Origin of the sequence: Yersinia sp. Marseille-Q3913, from assembly GCF_963892745.1 — a bacterium.
In the GTDB taxonomy this organism is placed as follows: domain Bacteria; phylum Pseudomonadota; class Gammaproteobacteria; order Enterobacterales; family Enterobacteriaceae; genus Yersinia; species Yersinia bercovieri.
In genome coordinates this window covers 108,914-133,234 of record NZ_CAWQAF010000001.1, presented here as the reverse complement: position 1 = coordinate 133,234, position 24,321 = coordinate 108,914, and the positions used below count along the sequence as shown (strand labels likewise).

Sequence of the window (24,321 nt, the reverse complement as noted above, 5' to 3'; positions counted from 1 at the left end):
CATGGATGCCAACCAACATGAAAAGTGGATAGCGCCCACTTTATATTGCATATTGCGCTTGTAGAGGTAACAAATTGCCACCATTGAATAAGTGGATGGCAAACCTCTATAATCGACTTTATTTTTTGCACTATGCCCAAACTCGCGGGAGTGGCTGTTAATAATGTTGCTGCTTCCCGTTAGATGGGAATAAAACTACAGAGAACAGACGTGGCAAAGAACATTCAAGCCATCCGTGGTATGAACGACTACCTGCCGGCCGACACGGCGATATGGCAGCGTATTGAAAGCATCTTGAAGCAAGTGCTTGCAGGCTACGGCTACAGCGAAATTCGTATGCCGATTGTAGAGCAGACCCCGTTATTCAAACGCGCTATTGGTGAAGTCACCGACGTGGTTGAAAAAGAGATGTATACCTTCGACGATCGCAATGGTGAAAGTCTGACACTGCGCCCGGAAGGCACCGCAGGGTGCGTGCGTGCCGGTATTGAACATGGTCTGCTGTACAATCAGGAACAACGTCTGTGGTACATCGGCCCGATGTTCCGCTATGAGCGCCCACAGAAAGGCCGCTATCGTCAGTTCCACCAGTTGGGTGCCGAAGTTTTCGGCCTGCAAGGGCCAGACATTGACGCCGAGTTGATTCTGCTGACTGCCCGTTGGTGGCGCGCTTTGGGTATATCAGAGCACGTGCAACTTGAGCTGAACTCCATTGGGTCATTGGATGCTCGCGCTGATTATCGTGAGGCACTGGTGACATTCCTGGAGCAGCATGTTGAGGTGCTGGATGAAGATTGTAAGCGTCGCATGTATAGCAACCCGTTACGGGTACTCGACTCCAAAAATCCCGATGTTCAACAGTTGCTTAATGATGCACCTAAGCTGTCTGATTATCTGGATGAAGAGTCAAAACAACATTTTGCAGGTCTATGTGAACTTTTGGACCAGGCCAGCATCCCATATACCGTTAATGAGCGTTTAGTTCGTGGTCTGGATTATTACAACCGCACGGTATTTGAGTGGGTGACCAACAGTTTAGGCGCACAGGGCACCGTTTGTGCCGGTGGGCGTTATGACGGCTTGGTTGAGCAATTAGGTGGTCGCGCAACACCTGCTGTTGGTTTCGCGATGGGGTTAGAGCGTTTGGTCCTACTGGTGCAAGCAGTGAATGCTGATTTCCAGATACCGGCGACCGTTGACGTCTATGTCATCTCGTCAGGTCAAAATACGCAAAGTGCCGCGATGCTACTTGCCGAAAGTTTGCGTGATGCCATGCCAACGCTGAAATTAATGACCAATTACGGTGGTGGCAATGTCAAAAAGCAATTTACCCGCGCTGATAAGTGGGGGGCTCGTGTGGCATTAATGCTTGGCGAAAACGAAGTGGCTGCAGATCAAGTGGTCGTAAAAGATTTGCGAAATGGTGAACAAGAAACGCTGGCGCAAGCGGATGTTGCTGCGCGTCTGGCTTTGATGTTGGGTTAAGGAGAGAGACACCGTGGAAGTCTATACCACTGATAATGACCAGGTTGATGCAGTGCGCCGCTTCTTTAGCGAGAATGGTAAAGCGCTGGCCGTGGGTGTGGTGCTCGGGATTGCTGCATTAGTGGGTTGGCGTTACTGGCAGAGTCATCAGAATAGTGCCATGACGGAGGCCTCCACTGCCTATCAGCAAGCCAGTGATGTTTTGTCAGCTAACAGTGCTGATGGTGTTGCGCTTGCTGAAAAATTTGTTCAGGGCAATAAAAATAACTATGGCGTACTTGCCGGGTTAGAGCTGGCGCATCATTTCGTTGAGCAAAACGAGTTTGATAAAGCAGCACAGCAGCTGACTCAAGCGCTGGGGCAGACAAAAGATGAAAACCTATTGTCGCTAATTAATTTGCGTCTCGCTCGTTTGCAACTGCAATTGAAAAAACCGGATGAAGCATTGAAAACACTGGATGCAGTGCAAGGTGATGGCTGGACGGCGATGGCGCAAGATGTCCGTGGCGATGCGTTATTAAGCAAAGGTGACATCCCAGGTGCGCGGGCCGCTTACAGTAAAGGTGTCGAATCCAATGCTTCTCAGGCGCTGCAAGCTCTGCTGCGCATGAAATTGAATAATTTGTCCAGCTAAGGGGTATTCCCATGCAATTGCGTAAAACACTCTTAGTAGGACTGGTATCTGTTGCCCTATTGAGCGGTTGTTCACTGTTTAACAGTGAAGAAGATGTGGTTACAATGTCACCACTGCCAAAAGTTGAGAACCAATTCACGCCAACTAAGGTGTGGAGCACCTCCGTTGGTGGTGGTGTCGGTGATTATTACTCTCATTTGCGTCCAGCCTGGCAGGGGACTTCTGTCTTCGCCGCCGACCGTAAAGGTCTGGTGAAAGCCATGGATGCGGACACCGGCAAGCAAATTTGGCAAACCGATCTGTCTGAGAAAACCAACTTCCTTTCCAGCAACCGCTCTGCAATGTTATCGGGTGGCGTAACGGCTTCAGGTGCGCATGTGTATGTCGGTAGCGAGAAAGCCGTGGTGTATGCCCTGAACTCTGACGATGGTCAGATTGCATGGCAGACCGTGGTGGCGGGTGAAGCATTATCTCGCCCAGTGGTCAGTGATGGCGTGGTTCTGATCCACACCTCAAATGGTATGCTGCAAGCGCTGAATGAATCTGACGGCGCGATTAAATGGACACTCAATCTGGATACGCCTGCTTTGTCCCTGCGTGGCGAATCTGCGCCAGCTGTGGCATTCGGTGCTGCCATTGTCGGTGGCGATAATGGCCGCGTCAGTGCGGTGATGATGGAACAGGGTCAGTTAATCTGGCAGCAGCGTATTTCTCAAGTGACCGGCACCACTGAAATTGACCGCCTGAATGATGTCGATACGACACCAGTGGTGGTTGATGGTGTGGTTTATGCACTGGCATACAACGGTAACCTGACGGCACTGGATCTGCGTTCCGGCCAGATTCTGTGGAAGCGTGAGATGGGTGCGGTGAACGACATTATTGTCGACGGTGGCCGCATTTATCTGGTCGATCAAAATGACCGCATTGTCGCGCTGAAAACTGATGGCGGTATAACCCTTTGGAGTCAAAGCGATTTATTACATCGTAACTTGACCGCTCCGGTGATGTATAATGGCTATCTGGTTGTCGGTGATGCCGAAGGTTATCTGCACTGGGTGAATACTGATGATGGTCGTTTCGTCGCTCAACAGAGCGTGGATAGCTCTGGCTTCTTAAGTGCGCCAGTGATTGCCAGCGATAAGCTGTTGGTTCAGGCCAGAGGCGGCACGGTTTACGCGTTCACCCGCTAATTCTGATCAGTGCCTGTTTAACAGGTCAATATCCAAGGTCATTGGAGTTACAGCAAGGCAGCAAATGAATGAATCCCGATGAGCTTACTCAAGTAAGTGATTCAGGTGAGTGAATGCCGCTAACACCGCTGCAACTTCAAGGACGAAGGATTTAAAGCGGCTCCTGATGTTCAGGGGCCGTTTGTCTTCTAAAAACTGCGCTGTTTAAGGTTCAGTACAGCGCTGTAGCGCTTTGAAAATTAAGTAATGAGGCTTCAAAAATGATACCTGTCATCGCGCTGGTCGGGCGCCCGAATGTGGGTAAATCCACTCTATTTAACCGCTTAACGCACACCCGTGATGCGTTAGTTGCGGACTTTCCCGGGCTAACGCGTGACCGTAAATATGGTCGTGCCGAGGTCGAGGGTCATGAGTTTATTGTTATCGATACCGGAGGTATTGATGGCACAGAAGATGGCGTAGAAACCAAGATGGCTGGTCAATCGTTACTAGCGATTGAAGAGGCCGATATTGTCCTATTTATGGTTGATGCGCGCGCCGGGCTGATGCCTGCGGATCAGGGCATTGCCCAACATCTGCGTAGCCGTGAGAAAGCCACCTTTTTGGTTGCTAACAAAACTGACGGTATTGACCCGGATACTGCAACTGCCGACTTCTATTCATTAGGCTTGGGTGAAGTACATGCGATTGCGGCTTCCCATGGTCGTGGTGTTACCCAACTGATTGAAGATGTTATGGCGCCTTACATTGACGCCGAAGAGCCTGAAGTTGAGCTGACCGATGAAGAGGCAAATGCTGCCTATTGGGCGGCGCAGGAAGCTGATGACGACGAAATTCCGGAAGATGAAGAAGATGATTTCGATCCGCGCACTCTTCCAATCAAGTTGGCTATTGTCGGGCGTCCTAACGTAGGTAAGTCCACACTAACTAACCGCATCCTCGGTGAAAATCGTGTGGTGGTGTATGACCTGCCGGGTACTACCCGTGACAGTATTTACATCCCGATGACCCGTGACGAGCGTGAATATGTTCTGATCGACACCGCTGGGGTGCGTAAACGCGGCAAGGTGACTGAAACTGTTGAGAAATTCTCAGTTATTAAAACCTTGCAGGCCATTGAAGACTCCAACGTTGTGCTATTGGTTATTGATGCCCGTGATGGTATTTCGGATCAGGATCTGTCGCTGTTAGGCTTTATTCTGAATAGTGGGCGCTCACTTGTTATTGCCGTCAACAAATGGGATGGCATGACAGAAGAAGCCCGTGCGCAGGTTAAAGATATGCTGGACCTGCGTCTTGGCTTTGTTGACTTTGCTCGCATTCACTTTATTTCTGCTTTGCACGGCAGTGGCGTGGGCAACCTATTTGAATCCATACAGGAAGCTTATGACTGCTCTACCAAACGAGTAGGCACCTCATTACTGACCCGCATTATGCAAATGGCAGAGGAAGATCATCAACCTCCGTTGGTTCGCGGCCGTCGTGTGAAGCTGAAGTATGCCCATGCTGGCGGTTATAACCCGCCGATTGTGGTTATCCACGGTAATCAGGTGACGGATCTGTCAGACTCTTACAAACGCTATCTGATGAATTACTTCCGCCGTTCACTGAAAGTAATGGGTACGCCAATTCGTATTCAGTTCAAAGAGGGTGAGAACCCGTTTGCGGGTAAGCGCAATACCTTGACGCCAAATCAGATGCGTAAACGTAAGCGTTTGGTCTCGCACCTGAAAAAAAGTAAGTAACCACAGCAAAGCGCGGGCATTCCGCGCTTTTTGCCTTTTTAGCGTACAGTATTTAAGATGCCATTTGGGCAACTTCCAGCCTGGGCCGCTTACCGGTAGACAAAAGGAGTTGAACACCCGCCATGTCATGGGAAACCTGGAGTTTCGCATTCGGTGTTACTGTACCTAACTTATTGATGATGTTGCTCGGTGTGCTGTTACGGCGTGGTGGTTTGATGGATGACCGCTTCTGCGATGGTGCGACCCGCGTGGTCTTCAATCTCGCCCTCCCTTGCTTGCTGTTTTTCAGTGTCGCCACCAATAATGTTAGCCTGATGGATAACCTACCACTGGTTATCTATGGTGCTGTTGGGACGTTGTTCACCTTCTTGTTACTTGAGTTCTCCGCCAGGTGGCTGGTCAAAGACCCGAAAGAGCGCGGTGTATTCGTGCAGGGCGGATTTAGGGCTAATACGGCGATTGTCGGTTTGGCTTTCGCTATGACCGCCTATGGCGCAGAGGGGGTTACGCTGGGGTCGATGTACCTAACGGTAACGGTGATACTCTTTAATATGCTGTCGGTGATCACACTCACCCGCAGCTTGCAAGCCGGGCAGGGCGGGAAAATCAGCAAAATGGCCTTGTTACGCAGCATTGTGACTAACCCCCTGATTATCGGTTTGCTATGTGGTTTAGCCTATGCTCAAACCCATTTGCCTATTCCTACGGTGATTGCCCAGACCGGTAGCTATATCTCTGGCTTAGCACTTCCATTGGCGCTGTTGTGCACCGGGGCGAGTCTCGATTGGCAGGCGATGTTCCGTTCGTCTAATGTGGCGGCGTTATCTTCGGTAGCCAAACTATTCGTGGTGCCTATGCTGATGACCCTCGGCGGTTTGCTGATGGGTTTTCGTGGCGCGACGCTAGGAATTATCTTCCTCTTTTCCGCCACACCAACCGCCGCAGGTAGTTATGTGATGACCCGTGCGATGGGGGGCAATGCCACTTTGGCGGCGAATATTATTGCGCTCACCACTGTCGGTTCATTCTTCACCACCGCACTTGGGATCTATCTCTTACGTTCGATGGGTGTAATCTGAGTGTTGAACCGCAAAACAGGAGAGAAATGATGGATGCGTTATGCCCGATTTGCCAAAAAGCGATGACAGAAGTCAGTGGTCACTATCATTGCGCTCACTGCCATGGCAACTACCAGCAACAGGCTGATTGCCCCGATTGCGGCAAGCCGCTGCAAGTGCTGAAAGCCTGTGGCGCCGTCGACTATTTTTGCCAGCAGGGTCATGGGCTGGTTTCGAAAAGTCGTGTGCGTTTTAGTTACTTGCCGACCGTCTGGTAGCACCACGATGGGCTGAAACGGCTCCGCTACTCTTTTGCTGCTTTGCGCTGGCGCGGCTTCTTCGCCACATTGATCTGGGTAATTTCACTCTCCACCCACCCATCTTGCAGTCGAGTGGTCAATTTATCGCCCGCTTGCACTTGCCTGGTGCTCTTGAGCAGTGCGCCCGCTGGAGTCTGGGTGACGCTGTAGCCGCGGGCCAACGTGGCTAATGGGCTGACGGTTTCCAGCTGTGAGCAGGCGATGCCAAAGCGCTGACGATAGCCATTGAGCTGGCGCTCCAGTGCCTGACGCAAACGGTACTCTTGCTGCTGTACCCGCTGATGGTAGCGGTGGATCTGCCCCTGCGGCTGGGCTTGAACCAGGCGCTGCTGGAGCCTTTCGGTGCGCCGACTCAATAAACGAATCTGGCTCTGTGCACTCTCTTCCAGCCGTCGTTGCAGCTTCAACAGCAGTGTTTGCTGACGTGCCAGTCGTAAATGGGGATGTTGTTGCTGCAACCGGTGTTCGAGGCGGCTGAACTGCTGCCCACGCTGCGCCAGATAGTAATCCATCGCCATCTCCATCCGTTGCTGCTGCCCCTGTATTTGCCGAACCAATTCAATCTGGTTGCGGCTGACTAACTCTGCGGCAGCGGAAGGGGTAGGGGCGCGTAAATCGGCAACAAAATCAGCAATAGTGACATCGGTTTCATGACCGACAGCACTGACAATCGGAATGCGGCTGTTAAAGATGGCGCGGGCAACCCGCTCGTCATTGAAACTCCACAGATCCTCCAGCGAGCCGCCACCACGCCCGACAATCAATACATCACATTCAGCGCGTAAGTTAGCGAGCTGAATGGCGCGGACTATCTGCAATGGTGCATCGGCACCTTGCACCGCTGTCGGGTAAATAATGACCGGCAGTGAGGGATCACGGCGCTGTAAAACTTGCAAAACGTCGTGCAGAGCCGCGCCGCTGGCGGAGGTAATCACCCCGACCTGTTTAGCTGGGCTGGGCAGAGATTGCTTGTTAGCTTGGTCAAAAAGCCCCTCTGCGGCCAATTGCTGCTTGAGCTGCTCGAATTGCTGTTGCAACAATCCATCACCGGCAGGCTGCATACTCTCCGCGATTAATTGATAATCGCCACGGGGTTCATACAGCGTAATCGATGCCCTGACCAACACTTGTTGACCATTTTGCGGACGGAAAGTGGTGCGGCGATTGGTGTTGCGGAACATCGCGCAACGCACCTGCGCCCGATCGTCTTTCAGGGTGAAATACCAGTGACCGGACGACGGCTGAGAGAAGTTGGAGATCTCGGCCGTGAGCCAAATCTGGCCCATTTCCATTTCCAGTAGCTGTCGCACCGTCTGATTAAGGCGGCTGACAGTAAAAATTGTTGATGCGGAAGATTGTGGCATGTGACCTGGATCAAATTTTAAAACAAGCACTTAATTGATCGATATTACCTGCCTCACAACTGTTGGCAAGAAATATTATGAGAAAGTACTGGAGGCAAACGGTTACGCTCTGTAGAATGCCACGGCAATATTTTATCTTTTCACATTCACCTTGGTGAGATATTGCCCATGCTACGTATCAAGAAAGAAGCACTAACATTTGACGACGTTCTCCTGGTTCCAGCCCACTCCACAGTGCTGCCTAATACGGCGGAACTTGGCACTCAACTGACCGCAACTATCCGCCTAAATATCCCGATGCTCTCCGCAGCGATGGATACTGTTACCGAAGCTCGTCTGGCCATTGCGCTGGCGCAAGAGGGCGGTTTAGGTTTCATCCACAAAAATATGTCCATTGAGCGCCAGGCTGAAGAAGTTAGCCGGGTGAAAAAGCATGAAAGTGGCGTTGTCACTGAGCCACAGACTGTTACACCAACCACCACTCTTCGCCAGGTTAAAGAGCTGACCGCCCGTAATGGTTTCGCCGGCTATCCGGTGGTGACTGAAGATTACGAGCTGGTTGGGATAATCACTGGCCGTGACGTTCGCTTCGTTACCGACCTGGAGCAACCTGTGACGGCGGTAATGACACCGAAAGATCGTTTGGTTACCGTCAAGGAGGGCGAAGCGCGCGAAGTTGTGCTGCAAAAAATGCATGAAAAACGTGTCGAAAAAGTGTTGGTTGTTGATGACAGCTTCCACCTGCGCGGCATGATCACCGTGAAAGATTTCCAAAAAGCAGAACGCAAGCCAAACGCCTGTAAAGACGAGCATGGTCGTCTGCGGGTTGGTGCTGCTGTCGGTGCCGGAGCAGGTAACGAAGAGCGTATCGACGCGCTGGTTGCTGCTGGCGTTGATGTTCTACTGATCGACTCCTCCCACGGTCACTCCGAAGGTGTGTTGCAACGTATCCGCGAAACTCGTGCCAAATATCCAAACCTGCAAATCGTTGGCGGTAACGTCGCGACTGGCTCGGGTGCAAAAGCGCTGGCTGATGCGGGTGTGAGTGCGGTCAAAGTGGGTATCGGCCCAGGTTCAATTTGTACTACCCGCATTGTTACTGGCGTCGGTGTGCCACAGATTACGGCGATTGCAGATGCGGTTGAAGCGCTGGAAGGCACTGGTATTCCGGTTATCGCCGATGGGGGGATTCGTTTCTCCGGTGATATCGCCAAAGCCATCGCGGCGGGCGCTTCTTGCGTCATGGTCGGTTCCATGTTGGCCGGTACTGAAGAGTCTCCGGGCGAAATCGAACTGTATCAGGGCCGCTCATTCAAATCTTACCGCGGGATGGGTTCACTGGGCGCGATGTCCAAAGGCTCCTCAGACCGCTACTTCCAGACCGACAATGCGGCCGATAAGTTAGTGCCGGAAGGCATTGAAGGGCGCGTGGCGTACAAAGGTCTGCTGAAAGAGATTGTGCATCAGCAAATGGGGGGCCTGCGTTCATGCATGGGGCTGACCGGCTGTGGCACCATCAACGAATTGCGTACCAAAGCTGAGTTTGTTCGTATCAGTGGTGCCGGCATTCAAGAGAGCCATGTGCATGATGTGACTATCACTAAAGAGTCACCAAACTATCGCATGGGCTAAGTACTGATTATTTTTAGAGTCGCCCGTGCTATAAGGCGGGTGACGGTTTTTTATTTTAATATCAATGCCCGATTAATTGGCGTTACAGCACGGCAGCAAACGAATGAGTCCCGATGAGCTTACATAAGTAAGTGATTCGGGTGAGTGAGAGCCGCTAACACCGCTGTAACGTCAAGTAAGAAGGGGATTTTTGGAATCGCCGCACATGACAAAAAACATCCATAAACATCGCATCCTTATTCTTGATTTCGGCTCGCAATACACTCAACTGGTGGCGCGCCGTGTTCGTGAGATTGGTGTCTATTGTGAATTATGGGCGTGGGACGTAACTGAAGCCCAGATCCGTGAATTTAATCCAAGCGGTATCATTCTTTCCGGCGGCCCGGAAAGCACCACTGAACACGACAGCCCACGAGCGCCTGATTATGTGTTCACCGCAGGTGTACCTGTGCTGGGTGTGTGCTACGGCATGCAGACCATGGCAATGCAGCTAGGCGGCAAAGTTGAAGGTTCAAATCAGCGCGAATTTGGTTACGCGCAGGTTGAGATTAAAACTGATAGTGCGCTGATCCGTGATATCAAAGATGCCATCAATCCAGCCGGTGAAGCAGTGCTGGATGTGTGGATGAGCCATGGCGATAAAGTCACCGCGATCCCCTCTGATTTTGTCACTGTTGCCAGCACCGATACTTGCCCGTTTGCCATTATGGCCAACGAAGAGAAACGTTTTTATGGCGTGCAGTTCCACCCAGAAGTGACCCATACCAAGCAAGGTCAACGCCTGCTGGAGCGCTTTGTTCTGGACATCTGCGCCTGCGAAGCACTGTGGACGCCAGCCACCATCATCGAAGACGCCATTGTCCGCTTGCGTGAGCAAATCGGTGAAGACCACGTGATCCTTGGCCTGTCCGGTGGTGTTGACTCATCTGTGACCGCAATGCTATTGCATCGTGCCATTGGCAAACGCCTGACCTGTGTGTTTGTTGATAACGGCCTGTTGCGTTTGAACGAAGCGGATCAGGTGCTGGAGATGTTCGGCGATAAATTCGGCCTGAATATTGTCCATGTGGCCGCAGAAGATCGTTTCCTCTCGGCGCTAGCGGGAGTGGACGAACCAGAAGCCAAACGTAAAATCATTGGTCGCGTATTTGTTGAGCTTTTCGACGAAGAAGCCTGCAAACAAGAGCAAGTTAAGTGGTTGGCGCAGGGTACTATCTATCCAGATGTGATTGAATCTGCTGCATCTGCTACCGGTAAAGCGCATGTGATTAAATCTCACCACAATGTGGGCGGCTTGCCGAAAGAGATGAAACTTGGGTTGGTAGAGCCACTGAAAGAGCTGTTTAAAGATGAAGTGCGCAAAATTGGTCTGGAGTTGGGCCTGCCGTACGACATGCTATACCGCCATCCATTCCCTGGCCCTGGTTTAGGTGTCCGTGTGCTTGGCGAAGTGAAAAAAGAGTATTGCGATTTACTGCGCCGCGCCGATGCTATCTTTATCGAAGAGCTGCACAAAGCGGATCTCTACAATAAAGTCAGCCAGGCCTTCACCGTGTTCCTGCCTGTTCGTTCGGTCGGCGTGATGGGCGATGGCCGCAAATATGATTGGGTTGTTTCACTGCGCGCAGTTGAAACCATCGACTTCATGACCGCACACTGGGCGCATCTGCCATATGAGTTCCTGGGGCGCGTCTCAAATCGTATCATTAATGAAGTGAATGGTATCTCGCGTGTGGTTTACGATATCAGTGGTAAACCGCCCGCAACCATTGAGTGGGAATAGTATACGGCCCCTTGACGACTATTTAACACGATAGCCAAACCCTCAAACCCTCTGCCTTGGCAGGGGGTTTGAGGTTATTAACAAAGTGCCGGTTGCGGAGAGAACAGCTAGATCGTAAAGACGCCGTCAATCCCTCCCTGGAGGCTCGAGCCGCGCCATCGGGGTTTGTCAGCAGTCTGAAACCCTCTGCCTTGGCAGGGGGGGGCTCTTTTTGACGGTATAAACTGCACCGCTACCATCCACTCACCTATCTCATTAATCCCGATGATGAATTGTTCGATCGGGTGCATTACTCGCCGCTATAGTTACAAGATGTGATCTGCGTCACATTTGGCTTTACCCTCACAGTCAGAGATGTATAATCTTGACGAATCTTTACAACTAAACTAAATGTTTAACATCTGCATCTCATCATTCACATCGCCAATCAGGCGGGAAATTTGTTCATAATCAGTCAAGATTGCCACTGCCGTCGCGTGAAGCGCACGGTAGTTTAGCTCGTAGTCACCCACATCTGTTAACGCCATGCCGACTAACAACATGACGATCAATCCAACAGATGAATACTGCGCGCCTGCTTTTTTGTGGAGAAAAACATGTCGGTAAATCGCTCTCCGATCCCTCAGGTACGCGGCATTTCACGCCGTCGTCTACTGGGCTACATTGGTGTCGGGCTGGTCAGCAGCCTGATGAGTCCTCTCTCTCTGGATGCTTTCGCGGCATCAACCCAAACTTCATCACAGAATCTGGAAAGATTCATGTTGGTCTCTCGCGCATTGACGGGGAAACGCCAGCTCAATGGGCAGATTGGTCAACGCATCTATCAGGTTCTGCTCGGAAAAATCGGTGGTTTTGACCAAAAACTAGCTCTGTTGCAACCCTTGCCCGCGGGTGACCCTGCTCAATGGCCGCCATTGCAGCAACAAATTGCCCGGCAGATTTTACAAGGCTGGTATATCGGCGTGATTGGCGAGGGAGCCGACGCGGCGGTGATTAGCTTTGAAAATGCGTTGATGTTCGATGCGGTATCCGATGTGTTGGTTATTCGCTCTTATTGCCCGAATAGACCTGGATACTGGGCTGCTAAGCCTGATGTCGCCCTATAATTTTGGAGAATACATTTATGGCTGACACACTTAAGGCGGATATCGTCGTCATTGGCTCGGGCGTTGCGGGCGGATTGGTGGCGCATCAACTGGCGATGGCGGGTAAATCAGTATTGGTTTTGGAAGCGGGGCCGCGCTTATCGCGCTGGGAGATTGTGGAGAACTTCCGCAACCAGCCGGATAAATCAGACAACATGGCGCCTTATCCCTCCACCTCATATGCGCCTCATCCGGAAGCTAACCCAAATAATAACTATCTGATTCAAAAGGGCGAGCATCCGTATGATGTGCAATATATCCGTGCCGTTGGCGGGACAACCTGGCACTGGGCGGCATCGGCCTGGCGTTTTCTGCCGAATGATTTCAAGCTAAAAACGCTGTATGGCGTCGGGCGTGACTGGCCGATAGAGTATTCCGCGCTGGAAAAATGGTACTTGCGGGCAGAGCAGGAGTTAGGTGTTTGGGGGCCGAGTGATGAAGAGTTAGGGTCACCGCGCAGTGAGCAGTACCCGATGGCACCTTTACCCCTGTCGTGGAATGAGCAGCGCATCAAAACCGTGCTAAACAGCAACCGCTTTACTGGCAGCGGTTTTAGCGATGCCCATTTTAATGTGGTGACCGAGCCTGTGGCGCGTAATAGCCGCCCTTATGATGGCCGCCCGACCTGTTGTGGTAACAATAACTGTATGCCAATTTGCCCCATTGGGGCGATGTACAATGGTATCACCCACGTTGAGAAAGCTGAGCTTGCAGGGGCTATCGTGCGCCCACAAGCGGTGGTTTATCAGCTAGAGGTTAACGACCAGCAGCAGATTACTGCGGCACTGTTTAAGGATGCGCAGGGCAATGAGCATCGGGCTGAAGGTAAATTCTTCGTGCTGGCCGCCAATGGGATTGAAATTCCGAAACTGATGCTTATCTCCACCAGTGAGAAGAACCCGCGTGGTGTGGGCAACAGCTCAGATATGGTGGGGCGTAATCTGATGGATCATCCGGGGACGGGGGTCACCTTTATGGCCAGTGAACCGCTGTGGCCGGGGCGTGGGCCGCAGGAGATGACCTCGCTGGTTGGGTTCCGTGACGGGGAATTTCGCGCTGATTTCGCAGCGAAAAAGATCCATTTATCCAATTTATCGCGCACTGACCAGGTCACGATTGAGCTGCTCAAGCAGGGCGATTTGCAACTGGGGCCACAGCTTGAAACCAAAATCCGTGATCGAGCCGCGCGTTTTGTGCAGTTCGATAGCTTCCACGAGATTTTGCCGCACGTAGAAAACCGCATCATTCCCAGCGCGACCGAGAAAGATGCTATCGGCATCCCAAAACCAGAGTTCTACTACGCCATGGACGACTATGTCCGTAAAAGTGCGGTACACACCCAGCAGGTCTACGCCGAAGCCGCGAGACTAATGGGCGGCACGGAAGTTAAATTCAATAATAACTTTGCCAACAATAACCATATCACCGGTACGACTATCATGGGCGACGATCCGAAAGATTCGGTGGTCGACAGCGATTGCCGCACCCATGACCATAAAAACCTGTTTATCGCCAGCAGCAGTGTGATGCCAACAGTCGGTTCCGTGAACTGTACGCTGACCATCGCGGCACTCTCCCTGCGTATCGCTGAAACATTGAAGGCCGAGGTGTAACATGAAAAAAACAACCCTGGGTCACTCAGTGAAACCCCTGCTTATTGCATTGGGATTCGTCATCAGCGGCTATGCCAGTGCTGATGATAGCTTGATTGCACGTGGTGAGTATCTGACCAAGGCCGCCGACTGTGTGGCGTGCCATACCACCCAAAACGGCAAACCTTTTGCTGGTGGGCTGGCCTTTAAGACGCCAATGGGCACCCTATATTCGCCCAATATCACCGCCGATAAAGAGACCGGCATTGGCAGTTGGACGGATGAGGAGTTTCTGCGCGCGTTACATGAAGGGAAGGGCAAAAACGGCGAAAATCTCTACCCGGCATTTCCTTACACCTCATATACCTTGCTGACCGATGAAGACGTTAAAGCGATCAAGGCCTATCTGTTCAGTCTGCCTGCGGTGCATCAACCCAATCGCGAAAATGAGATGCCTTTCCCATTCAATCAGCGCTGGGGATTGTGGTTCTGGAATCTGGTGAACTTTGAAGGGCAGCGCTTCCAGCACGATAGCAGCAAAGATGCACAATGGAATCAGGGCGCTTACTTCGTTGAGGCGTTGGGTCACTGCGGTGAATGTCATACGCCGCGCAATATCACCATGGGAATGAAAGAGAGCAAAGCCTATGGCGGTACTGAGATTGACGGCTGGACAGCATTCAATATCACCTCAGACCCTCATGCGGGGATTGGTGGCTGGAGCCAGGCGCAAATTGTGCAATATCTGCGTACCGGGCATGTTGACGGCAAAGGGCAGGCGGCAGGCCCGATGGCGGAAGTGATTGAAAACAGCACCCGCCACCTGACAGAGAGTGATCTGAATGCCATGGCGGTCTATCTGCGCACGCTAAAACCGCTTAATCCGGATGATGAAACTCAGAGTCGCTCGGATTGGGGTCAATCGGCAACCAGCGTGAATACCTTACGCGGTGTGCCATTTAAGGCGGATAACAGCACTGACGGTGCGCGTTTGTATCTGGGAAACTGCGCGACGTGCCACAGCTTTACCGGTGATGGCGTAAAAGATGGCTACTATCCTTCGCTGATGAAGAACTCGGTAGTCGGGGCTAAGACACCCAATAACCTGATCAATGTGATCCTCCATGGGGTTTCGCGTAAAACCAACGACGGCGAGGTGTTCATGCCCGGTTTTGCCGAGACCTTAACTGATGAGCAGGTGGTGAGCTTGAGTAATTATCTGCTACAGCAGTTTGGGCAGCCAACACTGAATATCAAAGTGGATGATGTCAAAACGCTGCGCGGGGAGTAAGGGATAAAGTCAGGGAGCCTTGGCTCCCTGAGGTTATTGACAAAGTAGCTTGAGTGGAAAGAACAGGCAGATCGTAAAGACGCCGTAAAATCATCCCTGATGGCTCGAGCCGCGCCCTCCCTGGCGCGGACGCTTTACTCTTCTGCCTGCCCACTCCGTTATTGATTGAGTTGTCGGGGTTTGTCAGCAGTCTGAGGGAGCCTTGGCTCCCTTTATAGGATTACATCAAAAAATATCAGTGTGGAGCGATGAGTCGGTATAGTGATACGTAGATATTCGATAATAAATTAGTGAGAAAAGACTCCTTTTTACTACCAGTGCCACTCGTGTTTAAATTTGTTTTTTCCTTATTTTCATCGTTAATATCAGTAATGATATTATTGCTAATTAGCTCGGGTTGATTAACTTTCTGCATGTCGGTTAATGTGGGTTTAGTAGTTAAAGTTTTTGACTGTGATGTTGTTATTATATGACGCTCTCTGAGTGCTGGCTTATCTGTATTTTTAATTGCATTTTCAATGCTTGAGTTAACATTTTCATTTTCTTCTGGTAGAATGCTTTTTATAAAGTCACCTAATATTCTGATATTTAACTCTCTATCGGCATAAGTGGATTTATCTTGATTAATAAATGTAAAATCAAAGTGATGTGTTGCTTGGATATCCTTTGCTAACTCTTTTTTCTTGTCATTACTGATTAGTGGTGAATACATCTCCACGAGTTCGGCAGCCGATTTAATGGATTTATCTGATTGAATAATCGTGTTGCAGACATTATCAGATAAAGCATGGTAAGTCTGCATAATATGCTTAATGACGTCTTTCTCTATTTCATTTTTTAAATCTTTGCTGCCATTATTATAATGAAATTTTAACTCATGAATTGCATTGTTTTTTAATAGTGTTTCTGTTGAGTTATTCCATGTGTTATAGTCCATGGGGGGTGGCGATGATGATATAGAACTTATCATTTTTAATTCCCTCTCTCAGTGACTTCAGATATGAATATACCTGACGTTATTCCTTAAATAAAGATAGGAGAGGTGAAATCAGTATTTCACCCGATCTCATTTTTCATCCAATATATATCGATATTAAGCCTACTTAACTTTTTCATTATGCCAATGCATCAAAATATAGTCGCCGTCACTGCTTTTGCCGGTAGCAATCGCCACCCAACCCTGTTTTTGATAAAAAGTCAGCGCTCGCTGGTTTTTTTCCAGGCATTTGAGTGAGCCATGGCTGGTAAATAGATTTTGCGCTGCCTGTAATAGTGCTTTGCCCGCCCCGAGATGCTGGGCCGCAGGATCAACAAACAGGTGATGCAGGAAGCTCTCCTCGATAAAAATTGAGGCGAAACCCAAGTGTTGATCGCCATCCATGGCCACCAAAATGGTCTCTCCGAGAGTGGAGCGGTCAAAATCCTCCAGACGAAAGTGCTCCCCATCCAACCAGCTAAAAGCAGCCCGCCGTGATGCCAGATACAGAGTGCGCAGAAAGGGGCGGTCACTCTCCTGATACAGCCGGATCTCAATACTCATTCTTCGGTTATCTCTCCAGTACAGCGCAGTTTTGTTGTCTTGATGATTTGTTTTGCGAATGCGTTGATCTTCTATCACCAGATCTGGATTATGCCATGGTTAGTGCTGGCAATGACTTTTAGTGTTACGTGCTATTCCGCGCATCCAGTAAAAAAACTCATAAAATATGCAGGAGTCAGTGAAACAGGACAACTGCTTGATATTTGGCATTCAACACACCATGATTTGCGTAGCACTGTATGGGCTAATTTAATTGATGAAAAGGGGAGTACAATGGCAGGTTATCAACCGCCTTATACCATAACACCAAATATGCTAAATCAGGTTGTTGAGGTCGGGGAACTATTGGGCCGTTGGGCCACGCAGGCAGAGCAATCTTCCCCTTTGCTACGTAGAGAAAATCGGATTCGCACTATACAGGCCTCATTGGCAATTGAGCATAACAGTCTGACGACGGAACAAGTTACGGCGGTTATGGAGGGTAAACGAGTACTGGCACCAGCGAAAGATATTCAGGAAGTGCGTAACGCTATTCTCGCCTATGAAAAGCTTCCCCACTGGCAAAGCTATCTACTCGATGATTTATTGGATGCACACCGTATTTTAATGATGGGTTTAGTTGATACACTGGGTCAACTACGCTACGGTAATGTGGGCGTTTATCGGGATACACAGCTTATTCATATGGCCCCTCCTGTCAATCAGTTACCACGTTTAGTCGGCGATCTCCTTAAATGGTTACAGCACACTGACATTCATCCACTGATTGCCAGCTCTATCTTCCACTATGAATTTGAGTTTATTCACCCCTTTGCTGATGGTAATGGGCGTATGGGGCGTTTATGGCAAACGCTGATCCTCAGTGAATGGCGCTCAGAACTGGCATGGTTGCCGGTAGAAACCTTAATTCATAATCAGCAGCAGGAATATTACAGGGTATTAGGTGAATGCGATCGGGCCAGCGATAGCACACTATTTATCGAATTTATGTTGGCGAAATTGAGTGGCACATTAGCTGAAGGTATTGATGCACAGAAAATCAATCCTTCCATGATGTCGGTAGAAATGCCGGTACAAATGTCGGTGGAAAATTCATTGCCTTTGGGTCTGACTGCTGAGCGCATCTTGGCGATCATTGCCACGAACCCCGCTATCACTATTGTTCAACTGGCAAGTAAGCTAAGTGTGAGTAGCCGGACGATTGAACGTAATATCAAGGTATTACAGGAGAGAGGCTGCCTTTTAAGAGTTGGGGCAACAAAGAGTGGGTATTGGCGGGTGATTTGATGTGTCATCCCCCTGAATTTAGTCTTCTTTCTTAATTTTCCTGATACAGCCGGATCTCAATACTCATTCTTCGGTTATCTCTCCAGTACAGCGCAGTTTTGTTGTCTTGATGATTTGTTTTGCGAATACGTTGATCTTCTATCACCTGCCAATGATAATAACAATTCTGACTCGGGGTGCCCGCCACAAAAGTGGTTTGGCTGAGATATACCCGTATTACCTGATCTGGATTATACCAGCGTAGGGAAGTCTCGGCACCGCAGGGTTCCGCCTTCTTGACCGCCGGTTAGGAGGAATATGTACGTTCAACCTGCCGCTTTTTCTTCAGTTGTCACTGTGCATCCCGCACTATTCGCCCTATCGCTTGCGGATATGAGTATGGAGACATATTCATGAAGCGCATTAATGCACTCACCATTGCCGGCACTGATCCCAGTGGTGGCGCGGGTATTCAAGCTGACCTGAAAACCTTTTCTGCTCTGCAAGCTTACGGCACCACGGTTATCACCGCGCTGGTGGCGCAAAACACCATGGGCGTACAGTCGCTCTACCCCATCGCCCCCACTTTTGTCGCCGCGCAACTGGATTCAGTGCTGCGTGATGTGCGTATCGATAGCGCCAAAATAGGTATGCTGGCCAATGCCGACATTATTGAGGTTGTCGCCGCGCAACTGCGCCGCTATCCGATTAAATTTGTGGTGCTGGATACCGTGATGGTGGCGAAGAGTGGTGATCCGCTGTTGGTACCAGAGGCAGTGGCTGCCCTACGCCAGCAATTGCTGCCACAGGTAGACCTGATCACGCCGAACTTGCCGGAGGCGGCGGCGTTACTCAATTGCCAATCTGCCCGCGATGAACAAGAGATGTGTGAGCAGGGGCGGGCGCTTTTGGCGCTAGGCTGTCAGGGGGTGCTGATGAAAGGGGGCCACTTGAGTGGCGAAGATAGCCCGGATTGGCTGTTTACCGCACAAGGGGAGCAGCGTTTTGTCACCCGCAGAGTCAGCACTCGCCATACCCACGGCACCGGTTGCACCTTATCAGCAGCACTAGCGGCATTGCGTCCCCGACATGCAAACTGGGGTGATACAGTCGATGCGGCCAAAAGTTATCTCCAGGGGGCATTGGAGCAGGCCGATACTCTTGAGGTGGGGCAGGGGGTTGGGCCGGTGCACCATTTCCATCTATGGTGGTAATCCCCTTCGTCCTTGAAACCACAGGGGTGTTAGCGGCGCTCGCTTACCCGAATCACTGACCTGGGTCAGCTCATCGGGATAAGCTTGCTGGCTGCCTGCGTTTTACGCCAGCAAATAGCGCTGGGTCATGGTAAACATCGCGATGGCACGTTGCAGATGATGAGCATCAAAGCGGTTAAGCAGATAACTCTCCGCGCCTTTGCGGGGGCGGATGCACAGTGACAGCTTCGGCTCGCCAGCTTCATCGTTGATCAGACTAAACTGATAGCTGCCGATCTCTTTCTCATTTTCGCGCCAGGAGATTTGTACCGCAGGCAGTGGGTTAGCGGCCGTGGGGTGTCTGACGGCGAAAAAGTACTCGCCAGCCCAGAAACCGGCGTAATCACCATCGGCTTGCAAGGATTTAGTGCGGAAAATCGCGGCATCTGCTAACTGGCTGATCACCTCCGCTGTTATTTGCCGCTGAGCTTGCTGCCACAGCGGGGTGTCGTTCTCCAGTTGCCAACAGGCCGCTCCCAGATAATCATTCAGTTCGCGCCAATCTGCATCCAACTGCTGTAGCAGCTCTTCGTCGAGGATATTGCGGTATTGCTGCATACCACTAGGTTGCTCACCCAGTGTTTCGTAGGTGATTAACTCCATGGTGCGCGGCTTACGGCGAAAGCTCATCCATAGCACCGCTTTCGGGATGCGGAACTCAATCGACTGAATACTTAGCCGATAGCTATCGCCTTTGTTCACCACAAAACCGTTGGCCGTGCCGCGCTTATTTTGATAGTTACGCACCACCACCACACTATTGAGTCCCATCCAGCCAGTGACATAATGCTCGCTGTCTGAGTTGGCGACATCGAGATCGATTACCATCTGGATGATCTTATCGGTCTCAAGCTTGTCCAGCGGATGGGCATCCCCGGCAGAGTAATAGAGCTTCTCGGGTTCTTCGGGTAACTCATAGGTTAACATGGCATGGCCTTCTGATAATCATCTGGTTCATAGCTTAACTCAAGCTGTCATACCGATTGTGGTATAACTGGAATTAGGATGAAAATTCGTGCTATGGATCAACTTTTTCTACTGTTGATGGTCATAGACAAGCAAACTAACACTACGCCTGCAAATTAGTTGCACAGAGAGCACGTTCAATACTCCGGCGAGTAGATTAATCAGATCATAAGGATTTCGATAATGAAAGGTCATAAAACCCTCCATTGTCTTGTTGCTGCGGCGATACTCAGTGCCAGTTCCTGGGCCTTCGCGCAGCCAGCCAGTGCAACTTCACCCGTTTTAGCTTCATCCGCTTCAGCTTCGGCACCTTCTCAGGCCACGCCTGCTAAACCCCTGCCGACCACGGCGGATCTGCTGCAACAGCCGGTTTATAAAAATAGCTGGCAGAAAATGACCAAGAGCCAGAAAAACCTGCCGGCATGGGCGCGCAAAGGGGTGGGGACGTCAGGGCCGTATGAGGTCATCAATTGGGCAGGGCAGCAGTATAAAGTAGGCCGAATTTGTAAGCCCCATGATTGCAGTAACCATTTTATGTGGGTGGCGTTTAGCCAGAATAAAAAGCAAGTTTGGCAGGCATGGGGGATGAGAGTCTCGGTGGATGACAAACCGCAAGCACTGGATAACCCGAGCAAATTTGCTACTTATCAATGGTTAGGCCGCCCTGATGAGCACATTCAGGCGCTGCTGAAAAAGCAGTTACAGCAAGATCCTAACTGGCGCTAATCTTTGGCGGCGGATAATGAGCGCGGAGCATGATGCTGATCACCATGCCCCGCCGCACTCATTAAGCAATACCCGCTTGATGCAGATCATGCAGATTAATGGCACCGACCAGTTTCCCTTGCAGATCGACCACGGGTGCTGCACTGATATGATGCTGATGCAGTGCTTCCAGCGCTTCGCCAGCACGCCACTGTTCAGGTAATCGGAAGCCGGGACGGGTGATCGCCCCAGTTAGTGGTTGTTGTAATGTGCCGCCTTTTACCAGCCAGCGGCGTAAATCGCCATCGGTAAACACGCCAACCACCCGCTGACTCGGATCACATACTGCCACCAACCCAAGCCCGGTACGGCTCAGCTCCAGCATCGCCTCCATGACGCTGTCGGACTCATTCACTACCGGCAGGCGATCACCGGTTCGCATCAAATGGTGGACGCGATTTAGCAGGCGCGCACCCAAGCTGCCCCCCGGATGTGAGCGGGCAAAATCTTCTGCATCGAAGCCGCGATGGCGCATTAATGCCATTGCCAGTGCATCACCCATCATCAGGGTATTGACCGCGCTGGATGTGGGGGCTAACCCCATCGGGCAGGCCTCATGCTCAACACTGATATCTAATACGCAGGCAGCACTTTGTGCCAGTGGTGACGCTTTACCACCAGTGATCGCAATCACCGGAATATGGCTGTCAGCCAGCAGGGGCAGGATCAGATCCAACTCTTTAGCACGGCCAGAGTAGGAGATAAAAATCAGCACATCCTGCGGGCCAATCATGCCCAAATCGCCGTGTAATGCTTCGGCGGGATGAACGAAAAACGCGGGGGTGCCGGTACTGGCCAGTGAGGCGGCGATTTTTTTGCCGATATGACCAGATTTTCCAATACCGGACACTACCGCTTTACCGGTGCAGGTCAGCAACAACTCACACGCACGAATAAAATTATCATCTAATCGAGACAGCAACTTGTGGGCTTCTGTCAGCTCAATTTCCAGTGTTTCACGGGCATAGGTCAGCAGTGGATTACTCATTTTTATCAACCAGAATGATGTTAATGCCCATTTCTTGTAGTGCCTGCAAATATTCCGGGCTAATCCCTTTATCTGTAATCAGGGTATCAACGGCGCTTAATGGGCAAACTACATTTGGGCTTTTACGGCCAAATTTGGAGGAGTCGACCAGCAGAATGATGCGGCTAGCGGCACGGCACATCGCGGTGCTGACATGATAAACTTCGTTAAACGTGGTGACTCCGGCTTTCAAATCAACACCATCTGCGCCGATAAACAGCTTATCGAAGCTGAAATTATCAAATGCAGATTCCGCCAGACTGCCATGAAAAGAGGCTGATCCTTTACGGTAAGTGCCGCCCGGCATCAGAATTGTTTGATCGTTATTCAACTCAACCAGCTCATTGACGATATGCAGGCTGTTAGTCATCACCGTGATATTGTTGAATTTTGTCAGGTGCGGCACCATTTGTAACACCGTACTCCCCGCATCAAAAACCAGACTGTCGCCATCTTTGATCAGTTGACTGGCCGCTTGGGCAATCTGTTTTTTCTTATCGGTATTGATATGTGTTTTGCGGTCAATCGGTTGTTCGACATCATCACGATTTAACACCACGCCACCGTAGGTACGGATAACCGCCCCCTCTTTCTCAAGAGTGGTTAAGTCCTTACGGATAGTGGTTCCGGTGGTCGAAAAGTGGTCGGCGAGTTCATCAACTGCCGTCTTACCGTGTTGCTGGAGATATTCCAGTATGGCAACCTGCCGCTGCTTTGGTTTCATAGCGATTCCTGCTCAAGTATTTCCATTGCCTCTTTTTCAGGCATAACTTTCACATGAAAAAGAATAACTTTCATTATGAAAATATCATGATTTCGGTTTAATCGCTAACGATAGTGCAGTTTGACATGCAGTATCCGTAGGAAAGATCACATTTGGGATTAAATCCTGCTGATGTAACCCATGGAGGTGAGTTAATGGGCGTGGGCGGGCAAACACACTGATTCCACGCATGATCATGCTGTCGCTGACCCGCATATTCTCATCAAAAGCTAAAGCCATCACCACTCTGGGCTTAAAACGCCCACCAGAGCGGCCAACCCCTACCAATTTACTGTGCTGACACAGGCGATCAAAAGTACGGTTAAACTGATTGATTTGCCACCAACCCAGTAAGATTTGTAGGACCCAGGCGATGATGACAACACTGATTAATGCAGATGTAAGTGTCATTTACTCTTCTCCCTTGGCGCTGCAGCGGTGTTAGCTGCTCTCATTCATATGTCAGATGGGATACCTGAGTCACTGGTGCGAGTCAGTGACCCAGGTGTTGGCTACTTTAAAACATCACCTGCCCGCCAGTAATATTTATCGATTGGCCAGTGCAATAGGCGGCTTTATCACTGGCGTAGAACAGCAGGGTATTCAGCACATCTTGATAATCACAGCCACGTTTTAGCGGCACTTTATCGGTATAGTATTTTTCAACTTCTTCTGGCTTAATGCCCAACTTAGCGGCGTACTGCGGTAAAAGTGATTGGAACATCGGTGATTTGAGTAAATTCCCTAACATCAGTGAATGCACGGTAATACCGTAATCAGCCAAGTCCAATGCCAGTGATTGCGTTAGCCCCACACCACCAAACTTCGCGGCACTGTAACCGGAGTTGTGTTTGCTGCCCACTTTACCCGATTTAGAATTGATTTGGATAATGCGTCCACCATTACCATCACGGATCATCAGGCGAGAGAACTCACGGGCGCATAAGAAGTAGCCCACCAAATTCACCTGTAATGAGCGGTCAAAATCATCCAGCGGGAAATCTGTAATCGGCGCGGCTTTGGCGATGCCGGCACTGTAAACCAATAAATCTGCTTGATGGAAGCGCTGATCGACAGCTTTTGCCAGCATCTCCACACTGCTCTCATTGGTGGCATCAACCTGAAAACCACGGGCAGTGTCTGTTCCATACTCTGCATTAATCTGGTCGGCAACCAACTGTGCGTTATCTGAATTTAAATCAGCCACCGCCACTTTATAGCCTGCTTCGGCAAGGCCCTGACACAAGAATGCGCCCAGAGTTTGCCCACCACCAATCACTACTGCTACTTGTTGTGACATATACACCTCCATTATCCTTCGTACTTGAAGCTGCCGCAGTGTTAGCTGCACTCACTCACCCAAATCACTGACTGATGTCAGCTCATTGGGATTCGCTCGTTTGCTGCCTTGCTGCAACTCCAATTACTTTGGCTAATATCCTTGGTACTTGAAGCTGCCGCAGTGTTAGCTGCACTCACTCACCCAAATCACTGACTGA

The 24,321-nt window shown here is 50.5% G+C and carries 23 protein-coding genes and 1 riboswitch; of the genes, 14 read left to right on the top strand and 9 right to left on the bottom strand.

Annotation, left to right across the window (positions count from 1 at the left end; genetic code table 11):
- Nucleotides 1-210: 210 nt before the first annotated feature.
- The 6 genes from hisS (at nucleotide 211) to AACW11_RS00565 (ending at nucleotide 6,393) form a co-directional block, all read left to right on the top strand.
- Nucleotides 211-1,485, top strand: a complete 1,275-nt coding sequence (gene hisS, locus AACW11_RS00590) for a histidine--tRNA ligase (protein WP_212585510.1) — start codon at nucleotides 211-213, stop codon at nucleotides 1,483-1,485.
- Nucleotides 1,486-1,498: 13 nt separating this feature from the next.
- Nucleotides 1,499-2,119: a YfgM family protein gene (locus AACW11_RS00585; protein ID WP_212585509.1), complete on the top strand. Its 621-nt coding sequence runs from the start codon at nucleotides 1,499-1,501 to the stop codon at nucleotides 2,117-2,119.
- 11 nt (nucleotides 2,120-2,130) lie between these two features.
- Nucleotides 2,131-3,312 carry an outer membrane protein assembly factor BamB gene (bamB, locus tag AACW11_RS00580; protein ID WP_212585508.1) on the top strand — a complete coding sequence of 394 codons (1,182 nt, stop codon included), beginning with the start codon at nucleotides 2,131-2,133 and terminating at the stop codon, nucleotides 3,310-3,312.
- Between the two features lie 260 nt (nucleotides 3,313-3,572).
- The gene (gene der, locus AACW11_RS00575; RefSeq protein ID WP_212585507.1) at nucleotides 3,573-5,057 is read left to right on the top strand and encodes a ribosome biogenesis GTPase Der; all 1,485 of its coding nucleotides are present in this window, start codon (nucleotides 3,573-3,575) and stop codon (nucleotides 5,055-5,057) included.
- A 122-nt stretch (nucleotides 5,058-5,179) separates the two neighbouring features.
- On the top strand, nucleotides 5,180-6,136 hold the full coding sequence (locus tag AACW11_RS00570) for an AEC family transporter (RefSeq protein WP_212585506.1): 957 nt from the start codon (nucleotides 5,180-5,182) through the stop codon (nucleotides 6,134-6,136).
- Between the two features lie 29 nt (nucleotides 6,137-6,165).
- Nucleotides 6,166-6,393: a zinc ribbon domain-containing protein gene (locus AACW11_RS00565; protein ID WP_212585532.1), complete on the top strand. Its 228-nt coding sequence runs from the start codon at nucleotides 6,166-6,168 to the stop codon at nucleotides 6,391-6,393.
- Nucleotides 6,394-6,419: 26 nt separating this feature from the next.
- Here AACW11_RS00565 and xseA read toward each other — a convergent pair whose 3' ends face one another.
- The gene (gene xseA, locus AACW11_RS00560) at nucleotides 6,420-7,799 is read right to left on the bottom strand and encodes an exodeoxyribonuclease VII large subunit (RefSeq protein WP_212585505.1); all 1,380 of its coding nucleotides are present in this window, start codon (nucleotides 7,797-7,799) and stop codon (nucleotides 6,420-6,422) included.
- 168 nt (nucleotides 7,800-7,967) lie between these two features.
- Between xseA and guaB the strand changes: the two genes are divergently transcribed.
- Both guaB and guaA read left to right on the top strand, forming a co-directional pair.
- Nucleotides 7,968-9,431, top strand: coding sequence for an IMP dehydrogenase (gene guaB / locus AACW11_RS00555; protein WP_004875811.1), 1,464 nt, complete (start codon nucleotides 7,968-7,970; stop codon nucleotides 9,429-9,431).
- Between the two features lie 205 nt (nucleotides 9,432-9,636).
- Nucleotides 9,637-11,214, top strand: a complete 1,578-nt coding sequence (gene guaA, locus AACW11_RS00550) for a glutamine-hydrolyzing GMP synthase (RefSeq protein WP_050125716.1) — start codon at nucleotides 9,637-9,639, stop codon at nucleotides 11,212-11,214.
- Between the two features lie 386 nt (nucleotides 11,215-11,600).
- Here guaA and AACW11_RS00545 read toward each other — a convergent pair whose 3' ends face one another.
- The gene (locus tag AACW11_RS00545) at nucleotides 11,601-11,756 is read right to left on the bottom strand and encodes a hypothetical protein (protein ID WP_212585534.1); all 156 of its coding nucleotides are present in this window, start codon (nucleotides 11,754-11,756) and stop codon (nucleotides 11,601-11,603) included.
- Nucleotides 11,757-11,810: 54 nt separating this feature from the next.
- On the opposite strand from AACW11_RS00545, the gene AACW11_RS00540 reads away from it, so the two are divergent.
- From AACW11_RS00540 to AACW11_RS00530, 3 genes are read left to right on the top strand one after another with little or no spacing between them, the layout of a single operon-like run.
- Nucleotides 11,811-12,320, top strand: a complete 510-nt coding sequence (locus tag AACW11_RS00540; protein WP_212585504.1) for a sugar dehydrogenase complex small subunit — start codon at nucleotides 11,811-11,813, stop codon at nucleotides 12,318-12,320.
- Between the two features lie 17 nt (nucleotides 12,321-12,337).
- Entirely contained in the window at nucleotides 12,338-13,972 is a 1,635-nt protein-coding gene (locus tag AACW11_RS00535; RefSeq protein WP_212585503.1) for a GMC family oxidoreductase, read from the top strand.
- A 1-nt stretch (nucleotide 13,973) separates the two neighbouring features.
- Nucleotides 13,974-15,242 (top strand): cytochrome c, encoded by a 1,269-nt coding sequence (locus AACW11_RS00530; protein WP_212585502.1) that lies wholly within the window; start codon nucleotides 13,974-13,976, stop codon nucleotides 15,240-15,242.
- Nucleotides 15,243-15,477: 235 nt separating this feature from the next.
- Here the strand turns inward: AACW11_RS00530 and AACW11_RS00525 are convergent, their stop codons facing one another.
- Nucleotides 15,478-16,212, bottom strand: coding sequence for a hypothetical protein (locus tag AACW11_RS00525; RefSeq protein WP_212585501.1), 735 nt, complete (start codon nucleotides 16,210-16,212; stop codon nucleotides 15,478-15,480).
- A 129-nt stretch (nucleotides 16,213-16,341) separates the two neighbouring features.
- Nucleotides 16,342-16,782, bottom strand: a complete 441-nt coding sequence (locus AACW11_RS00520) for a GNAT family N-acetyltransferase (RefSeq protein WP_212585500.1) — start codon at nucleotides 16,780-16,782, stop codon at nucleotides 16,342-16,344.
- A 273-nt stretch (nucleotides 16,783-17,055) separates the two neighbouring features.
- On the opposite strand from AACW11_RS00520, the gene AACW11_RS00515 reads away from it, so the two are divergent.
- On the top strand, nucleotides 17,056-18,069 hold the full coding sequence (locus AACW11_RS00515; protein ID WP_212585499.1) for a Fic family protein: 1,014 nt from the start codon (nucleotides 17,056-17,058) through the stop codon (nucleotides 18,067-18,069).
- 162 nt (nucleotides 18,070-18,231) lie between these two features.
- Nucleotides 18,232-18,333, top strand: a riboswitch (TPP riboswitch).
- Nucleotides 18,334-18,461: 128 nt separating this feature from the next.
- Nucleotides 18,462-19,262 carry a bifunctional hydroxymethylpyrimidine kinase/phosphomethylpyrimidine kinase gene (gene thiD / locus AACW11_RS00510; RefSeq protein WP_212585498.1) on the top strand — a complete coding sequence of 267 codons (801 nt, stop codon included), beginning with the start codon at nucleotides 18,462-18,464 and terminating at the stop codon, nucleotides 19,260-19,262.
- Between the two features lie 102 nt (nucleotides 19,263-19,364).
- On the opposite strand, the gene AACW11_RS00505 is transcribed toward thiD, so the two are convergent.
- Entirely contained in the window at nucleotides 19,365-20,228 is an 864-nt protein-coding gene (locus AACW11_RS00505) for a hypothetical protein (protein WP_212585497.1), read from the bottom strand.
- Nucleotides 20,229-20,450: 222 nt separating this feature from the next.
- Here AACW11_RS00505 and AACW11_RS00500 point away from each other — a divergent pair, with 222 nt between their 5' ends.
- Nucleotides 20,451-20,993, top strand: a complete 543-nt coding sequence (locus AACW11_RS00500) for an inhibitor of vertebrate lysozyme family protein (protein ID WP_212585496.1) — start codon at nucleotides 20,451-20,453, stop codon at nucleotides 20,991-20,993.
- Nucleotides 20,994-21,054: 61 nt separating this feature from the next.
- Here AACW11_RS00500 and gutQ read toward each other — a convergent pair whose 3' ends face one another.
- The 4 genes from gutQ to srlD form a co-directional block, all read right to left on the bottom strand.
- A complete protein-coding gene (gutQ, locus tag AACW11_RS00495; RefSeq protein ID WP_212585495.1) occupies nucleotides 21,055-22,020 on the bottom strand; it encodes an arabinose-5-phosphate isomerase GutQ in 966 nt (321 codons plus the stop codon).
- On the bottom strand, nucleotides 22,013-22,783 hold the full coding sequence (gene srlR / locus AACW11_RS00490; protein ID WP_005273204.1) for a glucitol operon DNA-binding transcriptional repressor SrlR: 771 nt from the start codon (nucleotides 22,781-22,783) through the stop codon (nucleotides 22,013-22,015). The genes gutQ and srlR overlap by 8 nt, the downstream gene beginning before the upstream one ends.
- Nucleotides 22,784-22,867: 84 nt before the next feature.
- Nucleotides 22,868-23,233 (bottom strand): transcriptional regulator GutM, encoded by a 366-nt coding sequence (gene gutM / locus AACW11_RS00485; RefSeq protein ID WP_212585494.1) that lies wholly within the window; start codon nucleotides 23,231-23,233, stop codon nucleotides 22,868-22,870.
- Nucleotides 23,234-23,339: 106 nt separating this feature from the next.
- Nucleotides 23,340-24,122 (bottom strand): sorbitol-6-phosphate dehydrogenase, encoded by a 783-nt coding sequence (srlD, locus tag AACW11_RS00480; RefSeq protein ID WP_249192823.1) that lies wholly within the window; start codon nucleotides 24,120-24,122, stop codon nucleotides 23,340-23,342.
- Nucleotides 24,123-24,321 lie beyond the last annotated feature (199 nt).